Genomic DNA, 18,617 nt, shown 5'->3' with positions numbered 1-18,617 from the left:
AACCGTTCGTTGATCAATTGAGTCTTCGGACGCTAAAATTTTACATACTGTGGTATGCACCGCCAGTTTACCAAAAGAAAAAAAGAGAAAAGATCACATATCAAGATATATATTAGTGGATCGCATTAGGTTGCAATGACGATTGGCGCCTTGTTCTGTCGAGCCAATTAGGCAGGGGGATATGGCGATGGCGACCAGTATTGAGTTTGAGAACGTCTCGGGTGCACTCGAAGGTGCTTCGGCAGCAGGCACGGTCCAGTTGGCGCAGGCCGAAGGCGTCTCGCCACAGCAGCCGGCAGCTCAAGCCGATCCCGTTCCCGTCGACGCAGGTTCCGGCCAGGCGGTCCAAGCCCAGCCGAGCGCAGCCGCTCCGGCGCAGGCGCAGGCCGAATATGTCGCTGACGCTTCCAATGTCGTGCACCTGCCGGCCAGCGTCTCGATCGACAACATCAAGGTCGACGGCGACAACCTGGTTCTCGAACAGGCCGACGGCAGCGTCATCGTCATCAAGGACGCCGCTGCCAACGTGCCGACCTTCCTGCTCGGCGATGTCGAAGTTCCGCGCGTCGCGCTGATTGCGGCCCTTGAAGCCGGCGGCATCAACGTCGCCTTCGGCGCCGATGGCTCGATTTCGGCTGCTGGTGGCTCGGCCTCGAGCTCGGGCGGCAACTTCGAACTGCCTGCCGGCGGCATCGGCGACGGTTTCGACCTGTCGGCCCTTCTGCCGCCGACCGCGCTGGCCTTCCCCGAATACGATGGCCGCGAACTGACCCTCGGCGAGAACGCCGATCCGGAATTCGCCGGCTTCTCGGTTCGTCTCTCGGAAGAGGGACTCGGGGGCGGAATCCAGGATGATCTGGGTGATCCGGACGACAAGTCCAACAGCGCCAGCTACTCGGGCTTCTTCGGCGCGACCGATCCCAACGGCGATGCGCTGACCTACAGCCTCGGCCTGCCCACCACGCCCGGCCTCACCTCCGGCGGCCAGCCGATTACCTGGGAACTCGTCGGCCCCAACCTGCTGGTCGGCAAGATCGATGGCGGCGAAGGTCCGGATCAGGAGATCATCCGCCTGGAGATCACCAATCCCGGCACCGGTGCGTTCCAGGTCACGATCATGGGGCCGATCGACCACCCCGTGAACAGCGTGGAGGATGTCATCGGTTTCGACGTGCCGGTGACCGTCAAGGACCCCAACGGCGGTTCGGCGACGGCCAATGTGAATTTGCAGATCGAGGACGACAGCCCGGAAATCAGCCTGGCTGATGCCGGCGAGCCGGAGCTTGTCGTCGACGAATCTAACTTCGCCGACGACGCAACGACGTCGTTTGCGTCGAGCTTTGTCACGGCATTTGGCGCCGACGGCGCAGGAACGGTCACTTACGCCTTGAGTGTGGTTGCCGGCGAGTCCGGTCTCCTGGATACCGCTACCGGCGAGCAGGTTCTGCTCAGCATGAACAACGGCGTCGTCGAGGGCAGGACCGCTGTCGGCAATGCCCTGGTGTTTACCGTCAAGGTTGACGCTAACGGCAACGTCACGCTCGACCAGTCCCGCGCAGTCAAGCATGCCGATCAGGACAATCATGACGACAGCCAGAGCCTCCTCGACAATCTGGTCAAGCTGACCGCGACCATCACCGACGGAGACGGAGACTCCAAGTCCGCCTCGCTGGATATCGGTGCGAACCTTGTGTTCAGGGACGACGGTCCCAGCGTGTCCGAGAACAAGGTTGTGCTTCTCGACGACGACGCGCTGGGCGGCAATCCCAGCGGTACCGGCGACGACGCCGACAGCGCCAACGTCTCCGACAATCTCGGCCTCGATTTCGGTGCCGATGGCGGTTCGGTCGCGTGGCTGATGACGGGTTTCCCGACGGGCTTCGAGTACAAGCCGGGCGCCGACGGTGCGCTGGAGGTCTATCAGAACGGCACCAAGGTGCTCACCGTCACGCTGGACAGCGCCACCGGCGCTTATACCGTGACCCAGAATGCGCCGATCAAGCACGCGACGGGCGATAACGAAAACAACCAGTTCTTCACCTTGACCTATCAGGTCACCGACAATGACGGCGACACCGCCAACGGCACGCTGCAGATCAATGTCGATGACGACACGCCTACGATCGTCAGCAACGGCGATGGGGCCGTGCTCACGGTCGACGAGTCCACCCTCGGCACCAATGCAACCGGGTCCTTTGCCGGCAATTTTGTTACGTCCCACGGCGCTGATGGTCCCGGATCCGTCACTTACGCCCTGAGCGTGGTCGCCGGCAATTCCGGCCTTGTCGACACCGCAACCGGCCAGCAGGTCGTGCTGAGCATGAACAACGGCACGGTCGAGGGCAAGACGGCCAGTGGCCTCCTCGTGTTTACCGTCAAGGTCGACCCAAGCGGCACGGTTACGCTCGACCAGGTCCGCGCCGTCAGGCACGAAAATCCAGACAATAACGACGACTCCCGCAGCCTGACCGAAGATCTGGTCAAGCTGACCGCCACAGTCTCCGACGCCGACGGCGACAGCCAGTCGGCGACCCTGAACATCGGCGACAATCTGGTGTTCAAGGACGACGGCCCGTCGATCGAGCCGGGCAATGCGTCCGTCAAGGTTGACGAAGACGACATCTGGACTGCGCTTTCGCACGGTACATCGCCCGACGGCGACACCGAGTGGTTTACGGGCGCAGCAAAGGCGTCGGAATCGGTCGCAGGCTTGGTCAACTTCGGTGCCGATGGCGCCGCTGCCGGCGGTGGGTTCGGGTTCACCGCGACGGCGGTCGACCAGATGGAAGCCCTTGGACTGCAGTCCAAGGGTTCGCCTTTGAGCTATGCCGTGGTCGGCAACACGCTTGTCGCCTTCGTCGACAACGTCAATGGCCCGGACCGCCCGGTCTTCACGATGACGCTCGACGGCGATGGCGACTTCACCTTCCGCCTGGTCGACCAGCTCGATCATGTTGCGCCGGCGTCCGGTGCCAATCAGAATGAGGACTTGCAGACCGACGGCGCGCCGATCTCGTCGATCGACTTCGGCTCGGTCATCCAGGCCACGGACCGGGACGGCGATTCCGTCACCTTGGCCGGCAAGGTCAACGTGTCAGTTGTCGACGACATCCCGCAGGTCCACATCAAGGCGACCGGCGCCGCGGTGACGCATGATGAAACGGCAGGTCTCCAGGGCGATGACATCGATGATGCGGACATTGCCGCCCAGTTCGTGTCGCTCGACCAGCCGGCGGCCCTTGGCTACGCACACCAGAGTGACGTGGTCAGATATGGCACCGACCTTCTTGCGCCGGGTGCCGATGAGCCGATCACGATGTCGATCGCGCTTGCCCTCAACGGCCAGGTTAACGGCACGGATGGCCTTGCTTCCAACCTGCAGACAACCTCCGGCAGCCAGATATCGCTCTACCTCGTGGACGGTTTGATCGTCGGCCGCGTGGACAATGCCGACGGCTCGGCGAATCCGAACGGCCAGATCGCTTTCGCGGTCGCCCTCGATCAGGACGGTGGCGTCAGCATCGCCCAATACCTGCCGCTGCAGCATCCGAAGCCGGGCAATGGCTTGAACGATTCGCACGACGAGCCGGTCAATTTAGGTAACCTTGTCAAAGTCGTTCTCACGGCGACCGACAACGACGGCGATGCGGTCGAGAGGTCGGTCGTCATCGGCAACAAGATCGTGTTCGAGGACGACGGCCCCAAGATCACCGCGCCGGTCGCGAGTGCTGGCGTGGTTCACGACGAAACGCCTGGCAACGATCTCGACGCCAACGACACCGGCACGATTTCGCCGCTGAACGTTCTCAACCCCGGCAGCGACCCGCACGTTAACAACGGCGTCGGCCCCATTGGCGTCGCCCAGTCGCAGGGCGCCATCGTCACGGCAAACGTCGACTATGGTGCGGATGGCGCCGGCGGGCTGACCTACGCGCTCAACATCGGTTCCGCGAGCACGACCCTGCTCACCACCGAAGGTCGGGCGATCCAGCTGTTCAGCGAAGGTGGGATCATCGTCGGCCGCTTCGACGCTGCCGGTGGCCAGATCGACCAGGGCGACCCTGCTGCATTCGCGGTCGGCATCGACCCGGTGTCGGGCGTGGTCACGCTCGTGCAATACGTCTCGCTGCAGCATCCGAACCAGGGCGCCAGCCATGACGAGGAACTGTCGCTCGCAGCCAACAACATCAGGGTCGTCCTCACGGCCAAGGATGGCGACGGCGACACCACCAGCGCCACCGTCAATGTCGGCAACGTCATCAAGTTCCAGGATGACGGCCCGAAGCTGACCGTGACTGCGCCGCAGTCGGTTGCCAACGGCCTGTTCATAGACGGCTTCACAGGCAACAACGGCGCCTGGGGCACGGGCAGCGGCACCGCCGCCACGGGTCAGGCGGCCGGGTGGAAGATCGAAGCCTCCGAGACCGGAGGTGCGGGCACTGTGGTGCTGGAGAAGGTCGCCGATGGTTATCTCGGCGCCGACAGCCCGACCAACAGCGTCATGGTCGATCTCGAGGCCTCGCCGGGCAACATCCAGATCTCGCAGACCATCTCAGGCCTGACGGCCGGCGAAAGCTATGGCCTGTCCTTCGAGATCGGCGCCGCCAACGGTACTGTCGCCGGCAGCGCAAAGCTCGAGGTGATCTGGAACGGCCAGGTTGTCGGCGTCTACCAGCCCAACACGGGTCCGATGCAGACCATCGTCATCAACGTTCCGGCCATCGGCGGCAACAACGATACGCTCGAGTTCCGCGAAGTGGGCACGTCCGGCGACAACACCGGTACCTACCTCGCCAACGTCAAGCTGAACGACATCATCGTCATCGACGAGACCGCGGCCATTGACCCTGCCTCGGACGAAGTGGCCGCCACCCTGGCGATTGAAAATCTGTTCGATGACGTCAACGCTGGTACCGATCTCGACATGTCGGTGCAGTATGCCCAAGGCACCGGCTCTATCGTCAATGCCGACATTGCCTTCGGCGCCGATGGTCCGGCTGCCAACAACTCTCGGGTCTTCGCACTTGAACTTGCCAACGACAATGGCGTGAATTCCGGCCTGGAGACCACCGAAGGCAAGCCGATCTTCCTCTACAAGGACGCCAGCGGCCGGGTCATCGGTGTCTACGACGCCGACGGCAACGGCGTCACCAGCACCGACAAGGTCGCCTTCGCGCTGCATGTCGATGCCGGCACGGGCGTCATCACGATCGCCCAGTATGTGTCGTTGCATCATCCCGACACCAACAGCCACGACGAAGGCATCACGCTTGCTGCCAACACGGTTTCGGTGAGCGTCACCGCGACCGACGGCGATGGCGACACCGCGACGGGCAGCGCCGACATTTCCGGCCGCGTCCTGTTTGAGGACGACGGTCCGAAGGTGACCTCCGTCGTTCCGACGGTGCCTGCCCTCGGACAGGAGCTGATCCAGAACGGCAGCTTCGAAACTGGCCACGAGAATATCCTCGGCAACCAGGATTGGGAGATCTTCCACTCGCTTGACGGCTGGACGTCCGACGGCAACGTGCCGTTCGAGGTCCAGACGGGTGGTGCCGGCGGCGTAAGCACCCCGTACGGCAATGCGCTGGTCGAGCTCGACTCCGACACGGTCGGCAATTCGTCCAACGGCAACGTTGGCGACATCAACACCACCACCTCCACCAACGCCACGATCCAGCAGACGATTGCTGGCACGGAGGCCGGCCAGACCTATCAGCTGAGCTTCGCCTATTCGCCGCGTGGCGGCGATGGCGCCGGTTCCAGCGGCATGCAGGTCTGGTTCGAAGGCAAGCTCGTCTACGAGATCCCGGCCAACAACAATGTTGCCCCCGGTCTGCAGCAGATCACGATCAACGTGACCGCCACCGGCCCCAACGCCGTGCTCGCCTTTAAGGGTACCGGCAGCGAAAACCAGCATGGCGCCCTGCTCGACAATGTCAGCCTGAAGGCGGTCTACACCACCACCATCGATGACGAGAATGTGCCGGGCGGTGCCACGGGCATTGCGGGCGGCCCCGGCGATGACGGCGCGGGCAATGTCGCGACCGGCAAGATCAATTTCGATGCCGGCAGCGACGGGCTCAAGTCGATCGTTGCAGAAGGCATTGACGGCCTCAAGGCGATCCATGTCGCCAATGGCATCGGGACGCAGTACGATGTTGCCCAGAATTGGGCGCAGAACGGTGCGGATGCTGGCGGCACGCTCACCGGCACGATCGACGTCAACGGTACCAGTGTCACCGTCTACACCCTGACCATCGACGCCTCCGGCAACTACACCTTGACCATGCTTCAGCCGCTGGTGCACTCGGTTACGGACAACCCTGACACGAGCGAGCAGGAGACCTCCTTCGAGGACAATCGTCCACTCGACTTCGGCTTCACAATTACCGACGGCGACGGCGACACCGCGACGGGCAATATCGTCGTCAACGTCGACGACGACAGCCCTGAATTCGTCGATGGTGGCATCGAGGACGGCGCGGTTTCGGCCCTGAATGCGGCTGTCACCGGCGACCTGAACCTTGCCTTCGGCGAAGACGGCCAGCACGCTACGAACGGGCTGCGCATCACCGGTTGGCCCGAGCTCGAGGGTATCACCACCAGCCTCTCCCCCGATGGCAAGACCCTTACAGCCACGATTGGCGGCCAGAACGGCCCAACGCTCTATACGCTTCAGCTCAATGGCGACGGCACCTACACCTTCGACCAGGTGAATTCGCTGCCGGGCGGCGGCAACACGCTGCCGGAAGTCTCCGTTTCGGGTGGCTTTGGGCCGACCGCGACCAGGGACTACGAAGGCTTCACCCTCAAGGGCCTCGACGGCGGCCTGCTCAATGGTTCTGCAGGCATTGGCATTGGCAACAATGGCATGAATCCCGGCGAGAAGTTTGCCGTCGTTTATGATGTCGAGATGACGTCGGCCAAGCTTGGTGTCAACCATTTTGGCAATGGAACGGCTCGCCTCGACTGGGTCGCCAAAGATCAAGACGGCAACGTTGTCGCGAGCGGCAGTAGTTTGAACATCAGTTCGGACGGCTTCGTCACGATTCCGCCTGTCCTTGATCCGGGCTTGAAGTTCTTCAGCCTTGAATTCGAGACCGTCGCAGTCGAGGGCAATAGCCCGAAATTCAAGCTCATCAGCGTCGGTGGCGAAACGCACGCCGATGCACTCATCGACAAGTTGAATTTCGAGGTCACCGGCAAGGATGGCGACGGCGACACGGTGTCGGATGCCTTCGACATCAAGCTTGGCGGGTCGAAGCCTCAGGCAGGAAATGTCTGGGCTGCGGTCGATGAAGACGGCTTGCCAGGCGCCAATAACGCCCCTGGTTCAGTCGGAGATATCGACGCGAATGTGGGAGAAGTGGACCCGGGTGATCCGAGCGAGGCGATCTTCCTTGGCAAGCTTGAGGGCAGCGGCGGCGATGGCGCGCTGGTGTTCAGCTTTGCCGACCTGGATACCAAGTATGGTACAGTTGGTCAGGAGCAGGTCATTTATAGCTGGGATGACACGTCGAAGACGCTGACTGCTACTGGACCTCGCGGTGAACTGTTCACCATTCAGATCACCGACACCGCGACCGGCGCCTACAAGCTGACGCTGCTCGACAACGTCCTGCACGCCGCCGGCGGCGACGAAGCAAACGCCTTTACAGCGCTCGACTACACCGTGGGTGACTCCGACGCCAACACGTCGACCACCGACACCGACACCGGCACGTTGACGATCAAATTCAACGACGATGTTCCGACGGCTGCGGCTGATGTGCGTGCGATGGTTGAAGGTGCGGCCTCGGTCGCGGGGAGTGCGGTACTTGGCCAAGCTGGCGGAGACGTTGCCGACCCGCTCGGCGCTGACGGTGCGTCGATTGCCGGTCCGGTGACGGGTGTTGCGGCTGGCAACCAGACGGCTTCTGGCAACATCGCCAATGCCAATGTCGGCGGAGCTGGCGTAGCCGGCGTCTACGGCACGCTGGTGATGGGCGCTGACGGCGTCTACACCTACACGCCCGATTACACCAAGGCGGCGTTCGCGACATTGGCTCCTGGGCAGTTCCTGCAGGACGTTTTCACCTACGAGGTCACCGATGACGACGGCGACGTGTCGGTGACGACGCTGACGATTCAGGTGAACGCGGATGCGCATGTGCCGGTGATCACCGGAGATACTGGGACCGTCTATGAAGACGGTCTCGTCGGCGGCACGCAGGCTTCTACGGCCCGCGAGACGGATGCGACTGGCACCTTCACCGTCACTGCGAATGGCGAAGCCTTCACGCTGACGGTTGGCGGTGCGACGGGAACGACGGTAACGTCGGCGGTTCTCGAGGCTGCTGCCGCTGCCAACAACTTCAGCGGCATCGCTCCAGTCAACACGGGCGAGGGCTCGCTGACGATCACCGGCTACAATGCCGCCACTGCGGTGGTGAGCTACAGCTATGCGCTGACGGCGCCGCAGACTCACACGGGTCAGGGTGCGGGCGCCCCGGTGACCGACACGATCCCGATCTCTGTGACGGACGCCACCGGCGACACAGTGACCGGCGAGATCAACATGTCCATCGTCGACGACGTGCCTATGGTGACGATCGGCGGCGACGACAATGGCAGCCCGACTTCGAGCACGGTCGACGAAGGGACGTCAGTCAGCGGCAATTGGACCATGCAGCCCGGTGCTGATGGCGTGGTGCCTGACAAGCTGACGATCAGCTACGATGACGGGACATCGCATACGGTCCAGGTCAGCTACGGACAGTCTATCGACACTGCCTATGGCAAGTTGACGCTGCAGGCGCCGGTGAATGGCGTGGGTACGTGGACGTTCCTCGCCAACCAGGTGACCGGCAGCAAGGATGTGACCTTCACCATCAAGGCGGTCGATGGCGACGGGGATACGGATTCCGATGCGCACACCATCTCGGTCATAGACGTCAACAAGCCGCTGGTGATCAATCCTGACGGACTCTCCGGCGTCGTCGAGGAAGAGCATGGTCTGTCGGGCGGCATCGACGATTTTGCTGCTTTGGTCCCGGGGCTCGACCTCGATGAGCCAGGAAACCTTGGCAATACGACCAATGTCGCTGGCGGCAACTTCAGCAGCCTCATTACCGGCGGCGACGAAGGAACCCTGACCTTCGCGTTCCAGGAGTTCGCGAACAATCCTGCGGTGCAAACCGTATCCAACGGTGCGCTGAAGTCGGGCGGCGCGCCGGTGTTGTTTGCAATTGATGGCAACGGTGACCTCGTCGGCTACGTCAACAAAGGCGGCCTCGCCGGGTATGAAGCCGTCACCGACACCAAGATCTTCACCATTACGCTCAATCCGACGTCAGGTGAGTACACCTTCACGCTCAACGGTCCCGTGGATCATCCGGTCCATGCGCCGTCCACCGAGGACGCGATAACAATTAACCTGAATGGTTATGTGACGGTCACCGACAGCGGCGGTCCGGCGGGCGATACCAAGGTGCCGCTCAACGCCTCCATCGCCGTGATCGACGACGTACCGGTGGCGCAGAACGACACGGGCGCGCTCAACATCGTTATCGATCAGCTGGGTGTGCAGAACATCGTCGCCAGCTGGACCACAAGCGTGCTTACCAATGGCGGCGAGCCCACCCAGATCGACAGGGATGGTGATGTCGCGATCGATGAAATCCGCTGGGGCGGCACGGGCAGCAACGCCACCGACTCCGGCTACGGCTTTGTCGATGCGCCGCAGGCCAACCTCAACAATCTGGTCACCAACAACACCTTCTCGCTGGGCACGTTTACGCACTTCAACAATCCTATCGATGGTTCGACCCTGAGCACGACCAAGCTCAGCGTGTCGTTTACGGCGATCGTAAACGGTCAGCCAGTCAATGTCGGGCCGATCGTTGTCAGCTTCACTCATGACGAGACGCCGAACGACGGAAACGACAATCCAAATGACGGTGTCGATTCACGCGACGTCATCAAGATTACGTCGACGACGAGTACGGTGATAATCGCTGGTCAAAACTACACGCTCGACGTACTCGGCCTCGTCAAGGGATCGGGCAGTCCTGTCACTGAGATATTCACGAATGAAGGCGCCAGCAATCCGTTCGAGCTCATGGTTCGTTTCGTGTCGTCGAATTCGTCGGCCCTCACGACCAACGGCGCTGTACTGGCCAATGACGACGCTGGTGCTGATGGCGGCTTGACGGTTGTTGGACTCCAGGGAACGAACTCGGACACCGACCCAGCAGGCGGCGGCTTCGTGGTGAACGGCACCTACGGCAAGCTGGTCATGCAAGCTGGCGGCACATACGTATATTCGCTTACCGCCGACGGTAACGACGTTCCCCCCGGTTATGTGGAAAAGTTCAACTACACGGTTCGCGATGGCGACGGCGACACGTCGACCGCCAATCTTGACATCACGCTCAGCAAGACGGTGACGGATGTCAATCTGGCTCCGGATTTACAGCCCAACAGTCCGGCCGAGATCGTCTACGATGCCAGCGGTGCAGCGGTTAAGCTTCTTGCTGCCGGCACTGTCACCGATGCCGACAATCCAACCAACTTCGCCGGCGGCAAGATTACTGCCCAGATCACGTCGGGCGTAGTTGCCGGCGATGGCCTCACCTTCTTCGTCGGTGGGCCGGTGTCGGAGTCGGCCGGCAACGTGATGATTGGCGGAACTGCCGTCGGCACCATCACTGGCTATGGTACGGCGAACGTGACGATCACGCTCAATAGCAGCGCGACCGATCCGCTGGCGGAGACGATCCTCCAGAACCTGTCATTCTCGTCGTCTTCGGCAAATCCGACTGCAGCCGATCGCACCGTCAAGATCACCTTCGATGACGGCGGCAACACCGGCATCGGCGGCGCCAAGCAGGATTCGGTCGATGTGACTGTCAATGTCGTTCCGCCGAACGCTGCTCCCGTTCTTGCGCTCAACGACTTTGGCCCAGGCGCGGCTACGGATGATTTCTCGTCTGGCTACACCAGCGATTCCGGCTGGAAGGGTGGATGGAGCGAAACCCACGACGGCAACTCGGCATCGAACGGCGACATCAGGATTGTCACAGATGGCGGCAACAACCGCCTGTGGCTGAGCGATGGCGATGACGACAATTGGAGCCCCGGCGATGGCACCGACTACATCTCGCGCAGTGTGGACCTTACGGGTGCCCAGTCGGCTACGCTGACATTCGACTACCGCCGCGTATCGCTAGATAACTCCAGCGACACCGTTCAGGTTCAGATCTCGACGAATGGCGGCAGTTTCCAGACGATCCATACGTTCGCACCGGGAACGGATGCGGACTACAAGTCCATCACATTTGATATTTCGTCCTACATGTCTGCCAACACAACCATCCGCTTGGTTGCAGACAACGACCTGGAAGAAGACGGTGAGGGTGTCTATTTCGACAACATCCGCGTCGACTATCAAGGGTTCCTGTCGTCCACCAACAACAGTACCGAATACACCGAGAACGGTGCACCAATCTCCATCGCAGCGGCCGGCCCGACTATTGCCGACGGCGACGACAGCTATATGGAGTCGGCCAGGATCGTACTTACCAACGCCAAGGCTGGTGATGTCATGGGCTGGAGCGGTATGCCTTCCGGCATCGCGGCCGCAGTCGATACCTCGGTTGCCGGCCAGATCACCGTGACGCTAAGCGGGCACGCCTCGCTGTCCGCCTATCAGGCGGCAATCAAGGCGGTCACGTTCCATAGCACGTCGGAGAATCCGTCCACCGAACCGCGCGAGATAGAAGTGACGGTGAATGACGGTCAGGCCGACAGCAACGTGGCGACGACGACAATCAGCGTGACTGCGGTTGCCGATGTTGCCAATGCGGTCAACGACGTCGTCCTGACAAATATCACCGACTATTCGGCGATCCATATTCCCAACGCGGCGTTGCTCTACAACGATGCGCCGGGAAACAACCCGCTGAGCGTTTCGTCGGTACAAAGCCCGGTCGGTGGCACGATCGTCAACGGGGCGGTCTTCGATCCGACCAATCCAGTGGCAATTGGCTTTTCGGCCAACTTCAGCGCAAATGGTTCCGACCTGGGAGGGTTTGTTTATTCTGACCAGGTCTTCGGCGGTACCGGAAATGATGCGAGCGGTGTCCGTGCCTCAACCGGCAATGGAAATGCGGGTGCTCTGCACATTGATCTCGGAGGAGGGACAAACGACAATCGCACGAATATGAACGGTGCATTCAGCAGGACGTTCAATCTCGTCCAGGCTGCCACCATCGTGCTGACCTTCGACTATCGTCTCCAGTTGAGCGGCCAGACCGACAACAACGACGACGCGCGCGTCCTTGCCCGGATCGACGGCACGGCCCTGGGCGTGGGCGGCATCATTCACGAGTTGGAAGGGGATAACGGGTCAACGGCCGGTGACACAGGCTGGCAGACATTCACCGCCACCATCAATCTGTCTGCCGGCAGCCATACGTTGGATCTCGGCGGCTTGATGACGTCAAAGAACAACGCCAACGAATTCGCTGACATCGATTTCGACAATGTCGTGATCAGCGGTACAGCTTCTCCATTCGCCTCGGGCTCGTTCACCTACACCGCGACCGACGGGGCCACGCCGGACACGGCATCGGTGACGGTTACCGGAGTGTCCGGTTCGACCATCACCGGCACGAACAGCGGAGAAATCCTGATCGGTGGCGATGGCGACGACATCTTGGTCGCGCTGGGTGGCAACGACGTACTCATTGGCGGGAAGGGGCTCAACACGCTGACCGGTGGCGATGGCGCCGATCTGTTTGTGATCGAACACCTCGACGCGCCCGACCTGATCACCGACTACGATGCTTCCGAGGGCGACAAGATCGACCTGTCGGCGCTGCTGGATAGCAATTTCGGACCGAACAGCAATGTTGCCGAATATGTCAGGGTTGTCGGTTCCGGATCGAACGCCGACCTGCAGGTCGACGTTGACGGCGGCGGCAACAACTTCGTGACCGTCGCGACGCTTCAGAACTATGATCCGGCGAGCAGTTCAATTAGGGTGCTGTTCGACGGTGAGGAGCATACACCTCCTGTGGTTCCTTGATTGAGTAGCAATGGTCAGATCGATTACTCCACGACTCAATCAGGACTCCGCCGATCTTCCGGCGGAGTCGAACCCGTTGCAGGCCGCTGTACACCTGGCGGTCGATTTGGGGTTGTCATCGCCTTGGGTTGCGGATGGGTCAGATTTGTTGCCCGACAGCGGCCCAACCCTCGCGCCGTCTCCGGTGCCGGCAACCGATCATGCAGCGCTCGGCGAGATCCTCGCCGACGCCCTGTTCGGCGAAGTCATCGAGATCTCCGACCTGATCCCGCATCTGCTGGCGCCCGCGGCCGATCTTGCGGGTTCGGCGCCGGTCGACGTTGTTACAGCCGAGATGGCTGGGGATGCCATGGCCGCCATGGTGCCCTTCACCATCCTCTTTGAGGAAGACGGCTCGTCGGGACACGGCACGCTTTGAGTTTTGAATGCGCCCGGGCTTGCCGGGCGGGGACGTAATGGGTGACAGCCGGCGACCAACGCATGCCGGCAGGAGAGGGGACTTCTCATGGCTTTCAATTGGAAGATTCGGTCGGCCGTTGCCGGCCTTTGCCTGGCAGCCTTCGCCGGCCAGGCGGCGGCAGCCGACCTGATCGACATGCCCACGGTCAGCTATTGCAGCACGGCCGGCACGTCCAGCCTCGCGCTGAACGAGAATGTCGGCGAGCTCCGCACCGAGGTCGTGCGCCTGATGGACGAAGCGGTTGCGGCGGCGAACAGCTCGCAGTGGATCGATTCCAAGCGCCCGGTCTTCGTCTGGGCCTCCGAAGCCAAGGTCGCCTGCGGCAAGGCCTACGGCTACCTCAAGACCAACTACCGCGACGAAGACTACCTCAACAAATGCGAGTGCTTCCACAGCCGCATGGTCGAGTACATGAACTAGCCGGGCAGCGGGCACGAGTTCTCCTGTGGCCTTCGCCGTGGCGATGCCGCTCGATGGGCCCCGGCCCAGCGCGATGGGACGGCGCTTCGCTGCCGCGGCTTTTGGCTGCCTGGCCTTGGCGGCGACCGCGGCTTCCGCCGCCGTTCCCGAGTTCAGGCTGCCGCAGGCCGATCATGTCACGGCGCCGGCGCAATGCGCCGATCCGGGCGCCGATGCCGGCAGGGAAGCCTTCCGTGCATTTGCCGCCTGCGAAGCCAGGGCCAGGGACCTGCCGGCCGAGTTCGCCCTTGCGGTAATGGAGATCGAGAGCTTTTTCGATCCCGAGGCGCGCGGCGGCGACGGCGAGATAGGGCTGATGCAGGTGATGCCGGCCACCGCCCGGCTGATGGGTTTTCGTGGCACGCTCGCCGAGTTGGCCGAGCCGCGCACCAACATCGCCCTTGGCGTGCGCTATCTCGCGGGCGCGTTCCGGCTTGCCGGTGGCGATCTCTGCACGACTGTCATGAAATACCGCGCAGGCCATGCCGAGACGCGGTTTTCCGCGCTTTCGGTGCGCTATTGCCTGAGGGCGCGGGCGATCCTGCAACGCGATGGGCAGAAGGTGACGGGCGTGGTGCCGGAGGCAACGTTCGGTTTCGCCGCCGTGGCCGGCCTTGGCGACGTCACGGCCACCGGGTCGGCGGCACCCAAGGGCGTCTGCGTCAGGCGCTCCTTCGTACCTGGGCCGCGCTACATGCGCTGCGCCGAATACCGGCCGGCGGCCCAGGCGCGTCACATCCGCAGCTTGCGCGCCAAGCTGTTTGGCGGCTAGTTCTGGTTGCGGGGGTGCCTTGCTGCGCCACGTGTCCCATTGGGCGCGGACGCTGCAGCACTTTGAACCTGCGCACGGCCCTGCCGAATATCGGCGGTCATGCGCCAGTGGAGGAATGATGACGGTATCCCGACAGCGCTTCTTGCGGCATGCCGCATTGCTGGCTCTCGCATTGGCGCTGCCGCTCGGTCTTGGCGCCTGCCAGTCTGGCACCGGCAGCGAGGACGTGCTGGGCACCGCTGCCGACGGCAGTGCCGCGTCCGCGCCAGCCGCGGCGAAGGCAGGCCCGGCGAGGGGGGGGGAAACGCTGGGCAAGGGGCCGGTCAAGGTGGCGATGCTCTTGCCCCTCTCCGCCGGTGGAGCCGCCGGCGACCGCGGCCGCAAGATGCGCGACGCGGCAGCGCTGGCCATGGCCGACCTCGGCAACGATCTTATCACGCTCAATGTCGAGGACACCGGCGGCAATGACGGCCGCGCGCGCACGCTGACCACGGGCGCGCTGGCCTCGGGCGCCAAGCTGGTCATCGGCCCTTCCGAACAAGGCGCCGTGCGGCAACTGGCGGCGATCTCGGGTGCCAACCGGCCGCTGGTGCTGGCACTCGCCGACAATTATGCGGGTGCGCCCGGCGTCTATTCGGTCAGGCTCAACGAGGCCGACAGTGCCGCCGCCGGCGCTGCCGCCATCGCCGCCAAGGGGCCGCGCAAGTTCGTGCTGTTCATGGCCGAGGGCGAGGCCGGCAAGGCGGTCGAAAAGCGTGTCGCCAACAGCCTCTCCATCTATGGCGCCTCGCTTGCCGTGGCGCTGCCTTTCGGCCCGTCGTCCGGCGGTTCGGAAAAGGCGGTGGCCGACATGATGGCGCTGGTCAGCGATCCGCAGGCGGTCGTCATCGCCAGTGGCGGCGCCAACCCGGCGCCGCTGGTCTCGGCGCTGAAGGCCAAGGGCGTGCTCGGCAAGAGCGTCACGCTGGTCGGCTCCAATCGCTGGCTCGAGCACGGCATCGACGATCCGGTCTTGCAGGGTGCCTACATCGCCACGCTCGACAGCGCCGAGATCGGGCCGATCGCCGAGCGTTTCCGCAAGACCTACAACTACGAGCCCGACGTCAATGTCGCCTATGGCTATGACACGGTGGCGCTCGCCGCTGGCATCGCCAGTGCCATGGGGCCGAAGGGCTTCACCAGGAAGGTGATCGAAAACCCCACCGGCTTCCGCGGCTCGACCGGCGTCTTCCGCTTCCGCCAGGATGGTGCGGGCGAACGCGCCATGCCGTTCTTCCGCATCGACAAGGGCAAGCTCACGCAGATCGAAAAATCGACCTCGGGCTTCTAGGCACACGGCTCGCTGTTGCTGCGGCAACGAAAAAGGCGCCGGAGCGATCTCCGACGCCTTTTCTCATAGTTACCGTGCTCAGGCGTAGCGCGACAGCGCCAGATCCGAGACGTCGATGTCGGGGCGGGTGCCGCCGATCATATCGGCCAGCACGCGGCCGGAGCCGCAGGCCATCGTCCAGCCTAGGGTGCCGTGGCCGGTGTTGAGGTAGAAATTGTCGAACCGGGTGCGGCCGATAACCGGAGTGCCATCCGGCGTCATTGGCCTGAGCCCGCTCCAGAAGTTGGCGCGGCTCTGGTCGGCAGCGCCGCCGAACAGGTCCTCGACCGAGAACTGCAGCGTCGCCTTGCGCGATGGCGACAGGTCGGTGTTGAAGCCGGCGATCTCGGCCATGCCGCCGACGCGGATGCGGTCGCCCAGGCGGGTGATGGCGATCTTGTAGGTGTCGTCCATGATGGTCGAAACCGGCGCCTTGCTTTCGTCGACGATCGGCACGGTGATCGAGTAGCCCTTGACCGGATAGACCGGCACCTTGAGCCCGAGCGGCTTGACGAAGGACGGCGTGAAGCTGCCCAGCGCACCGACGAACGTGTCGGCCTCGAACTCGCCTTCGGAGGTGCGGACGGCCACGATGCGATTGCCTTCCCGGCGCAGGCCTTCGAGCTTCACGCCGTAGCGGAACTCGACGCCCAGCCCTTCCGCGAGTTTCGCCAGTTCGTTGGTGAACTTGAAGCAGTCGCCGGTCTCGTCATTGGGCAGGCGCAGGCCGCCGGCGATCTTTTCGCGCACCGGCGCCAGGCCCGGCTCGGCGCCGACGCAACCGGTGGCGTCGAGCACTTCATAAGGCACGCCGTCGCTCTGCAGCACTTCGATGTCCTTGGCCATGCCGTCGAGCTGCTTCTGGTAGCGGAACAGCTGCAGTGTGCCTTGCGTCCGATGGTCGTACTGGATGCCGGTATCGTCGCGCAGCGCGATCAACTGGTCGCGGCTGTACTCGGCGAGGCGTACCATGCGGCTCTTGTTGAGCGCATAGCGGGCCGAGGTGCAGTTGCGCAGCATCGCCGTCACCCAGCGCCAGGTCGAGATGTCGAGCATCGGCTGGATGATCAGTGGCGCATGCTTCATGAACAGCCACTTCATTGCCTTCTGCGGAATGCCGGGGGCGGCCCATGGCGAGGCATAGCCGGGCGAAATCTCGCCGGCATTGGCAAAGCTGGTTTCCAGCGCCGGGCCTGGCTGGCGGTCCAGCACGGTGACCTTGTGGCCGGCCTTGGCCAGGTAGTAGGCGGAGGTGACGCCGATGACGCCGGCGCCGAGGATGACTATGCGCATGATTGCCCCTGTGAGTTAGCGCGCTGCCGGGCTGAGGTAGCGGCGCTCGTAGCGACGGCCCAGGCTGGTCAGGATTTCATAGGAAATGGTGCCGGCGTCCGCCGCGATCATTTCGAGCGTCTGGTGTGGGCCGATGAGCTCGACCATGTCGCCGAGCTTCAGCGTGCCTGGTGCCAGCATGGTGATGTCGAGGATGATGCTGTCCATCGACACACGCCCGACGATGGGCAGGCGCACGCCGCCGACCCAGGCAGCGCCCGTGTTGCTGAGATGGCGCGGCAGGCCGTCGGCATAACCGGCGGCGATGGTGGCAAGCCGCATCTCAGCCTTGGCGACGAAGCTCGCGCCATAGCCGATTTCTGAGCCGGCCGGCACGGTGCGGGTCTGCACGACGCCGACCTCGAGCCGCACCACCTGATGCATCGGGTTTTCGGCTCCGGCCAGCGGCGCGCCGCCATAAAGCGCGATGCCCGGGCGGGCGAGGTCGCCGCGATAGTCCTCGCCAAGGAAGATGCCGGCCGAGTTGGCGAAGGATAGTTTGGCGTCGGGAAAGCGGCTGCGGACCGCGTTCATCCGCGCCAACTGGCGGGCATTGGCGGCATGCGCCGGCTCATCGCCGCAGGCAAGATGGCTCATGATGATGTCGACATGGATGCTGCCCAACCGCTCGGGCTCTACCAGCAGGGCGTCGACCTCGGCGGGTTCCAGCCCGAGCCGCGACATGCCGGTGTCGGCCTGCAGGGCTGCCGGCAGCGTGGTCTTGCGCGCCCTGGCCGTCGCCGACCAGTTGGCGGCCTGTTCCAGCGAGTTCAGCACCGGCACGACGCCGAGATCGGCGCAGTCGCCCTCGCTGCCCGGCATCAGGCCGTTCAGCACCAGGATGCGCGCGTCGGATGCGAGATAAGGCTTCAGCCTGACGGCTTCGATGAAATGCGCGACGAAGAAGTCGCGGCAGCCGGCCTCGTAGAGCGCCGGCGCGACATGGGCGACACCCAGGCCATAGGCATCCGCCTTGACGACGGCGGCGGCCTTGGCCGGTGCCGTTTGCCGGCAAAGAAAGTCGTAGTTGGAGACCAGCGCCTTCAGGTCAATGGTCAGGACCCCGCAGGCCGCACGGCTTTCGATGTCGCTACGCACGCTCATGGTCATGTCCGGGGTCTGTCCTCGCCTAGTCAAGACAATACCGCAACAA

At 63.2% G+C, this 18,617-nt stretch carries 7 protein-coding genes; 5 read left to right on the top strand and 2 right to left on the bottom strand.

The features are described 5' to 3' along the window. Positions 1-187: 187 nt before the first annotated feature. The 5 genes from O1Y97_RS02345 to O1Y97_RS02325 all read left to right on the top strand — a co-directional run bounded on the left by O1Y97_RS02345 (position 188) and on the right by O1Y97_RS02325 (position 16,093). Positions 188-13,072: a DUF5801 repeats-in-toxin domain-containing protein gene (locus tag O1Y97_RS02345; protein ID WP_318762942.1), complete on the top strand. Its 12,885-nt coding sequence runs from the start codon at positions 188-190 to the stop codon at positions 13,070-13,072. A gap of 10 nt (positions 13,073-13,082) precedes the next feature. Beyond that, a complete protein-coding gene (locus tag O1Y97_RS02340; RefSeq protein ID WP_318762941.1) occupies positions 13,083-13,490 on the top strand; it encodes a hypothetical protein in 408 nt (135 codons plus the stop codon). Between the two features lie 87 nt (positions 13,491-13,577). After that, positions 13,578-13,952 (top strand): hypothetical protein, encoded by a 375-nt coding sequence (locus O1Y97_RS02335; RefSeq protein WP_318762940.1) that lies wholly within the window; start codon positions 13,578-13,580, stop codon positions 13,950-13,952. A gap of 25 nt (positions 13,953-13,977) precedes the next feature. Further along, positions 13,978-14,763: a lytic transglycosylase domain-containing protein gene (locus O1Y97_RS02330; protein WP_318762939.1), complete on the top strand. Its 786-nt coding sequence runs from the start codon at positions 13,978-13,980 to the stop codon at positions 14,761-14,763. A 118-nt stretch (positions 14,764-14,881) separates the two neighbouring features. After that, positions 14,882-16,093 (top strand): ABC transporter substrate-binding protein, encoded by a 1,212-nt coding sequence (locus tag O1Y97_RS02325; RefSeq protein ID WP_318762938.1) that lies wholly within the window; start codon positions 14,882-14,884, stop codon positions 16,091-16,093. A 78-nt stretch (positions 16,094-16,171) separates the two neighbouring features. Here O1Y97_RS02325 and O1Y97_RS02320 read toward each other — a convergent pair whose 3' ends face one another. Together O1Y97_RS02320 and alr are read right to left on the bottom strand one after the other, a co-directional pair. After that, a complete protein-coding gene (locus O1Y97_RS02320; RefSeq protein ID WP_318762937.1) occupies positions 16,172-17,425 on the bottom strand; it encodes a D-amino acid dehydrogenase in 1,254 nt (417 codons plus the stop codon). A gap of 15 nt (positions 17,426-17,440) precedes the next feature. Further along, positions 17,441-18,574 carry an alanine racemase gene (alr, locus tag O1Y97_RS02315; RefSeq protein ID WP_318762936.1) on the bottom strand — a complete coding sequence of 378 codons (1,134 nt, stop codon included), beginning with the start codon at positions 18,572-18,574 and terminating at the stop codon, positions 17,441-17,443. Positions 18,575-18,617 lie beyond the last annotated feature (43 nt).

The sequence above is a fragment of the Aminobacter niigataensis genome (assembly GCF_946995915.1).
GTDB lineage: Bacteria > Pseudomonadota > Alphaproteobacteria > Rhizobiales > Rhizobiaceae > Aminobacter > Aminobacter niigataensis.
This window is presented reverse-complemented; position numbering and strand designations above follow the sequence as displayed.

Coding starts and splice junctions, on each gene's coding strand:
- O1Y97_RS02335 (WP_318762940.1), top strand. CDS start 13,578: ATGGCTTTCAATTGGAAGATTCGGTCGGCCGTTGCCGGCCTTTGCCTG.
- O1Y97_RS02340 (WP_318762941.1), top strand. CDS start 13,083: ATGGTCAGATCGATTACTCCACGACTCAATCAGGACTCCGCCGATCTT.
- alr (WP_318762936.1), bottom strand. CDS start 18,574: ATGACCATGAGCGTGCGTAGCGACATCGAAAGCCGTGCGGCCTGCGGG.
- O1Y97_RS02325 (WP_318762938.1), top strand. CDS start 14,882: ATGACGGTATCCCGACAGCGCTTCTTGCGGCATGCCGCATTGCTGGCT.
- O1Y97_RS02345 (WP_318762942.1), top strand. CDS start 188: ATGGCGACCAGTATTGAGTTTGAGAACGTCTCGGGTGCACTCGAAGGT.
- O1Y97_RS02320 (WP_318762937.1), bottom strand. CDS start 17,425: ATGCGCATAGTCATCCTCGGCGCCGGCGTCATCGGCGTCACCTCCGCC.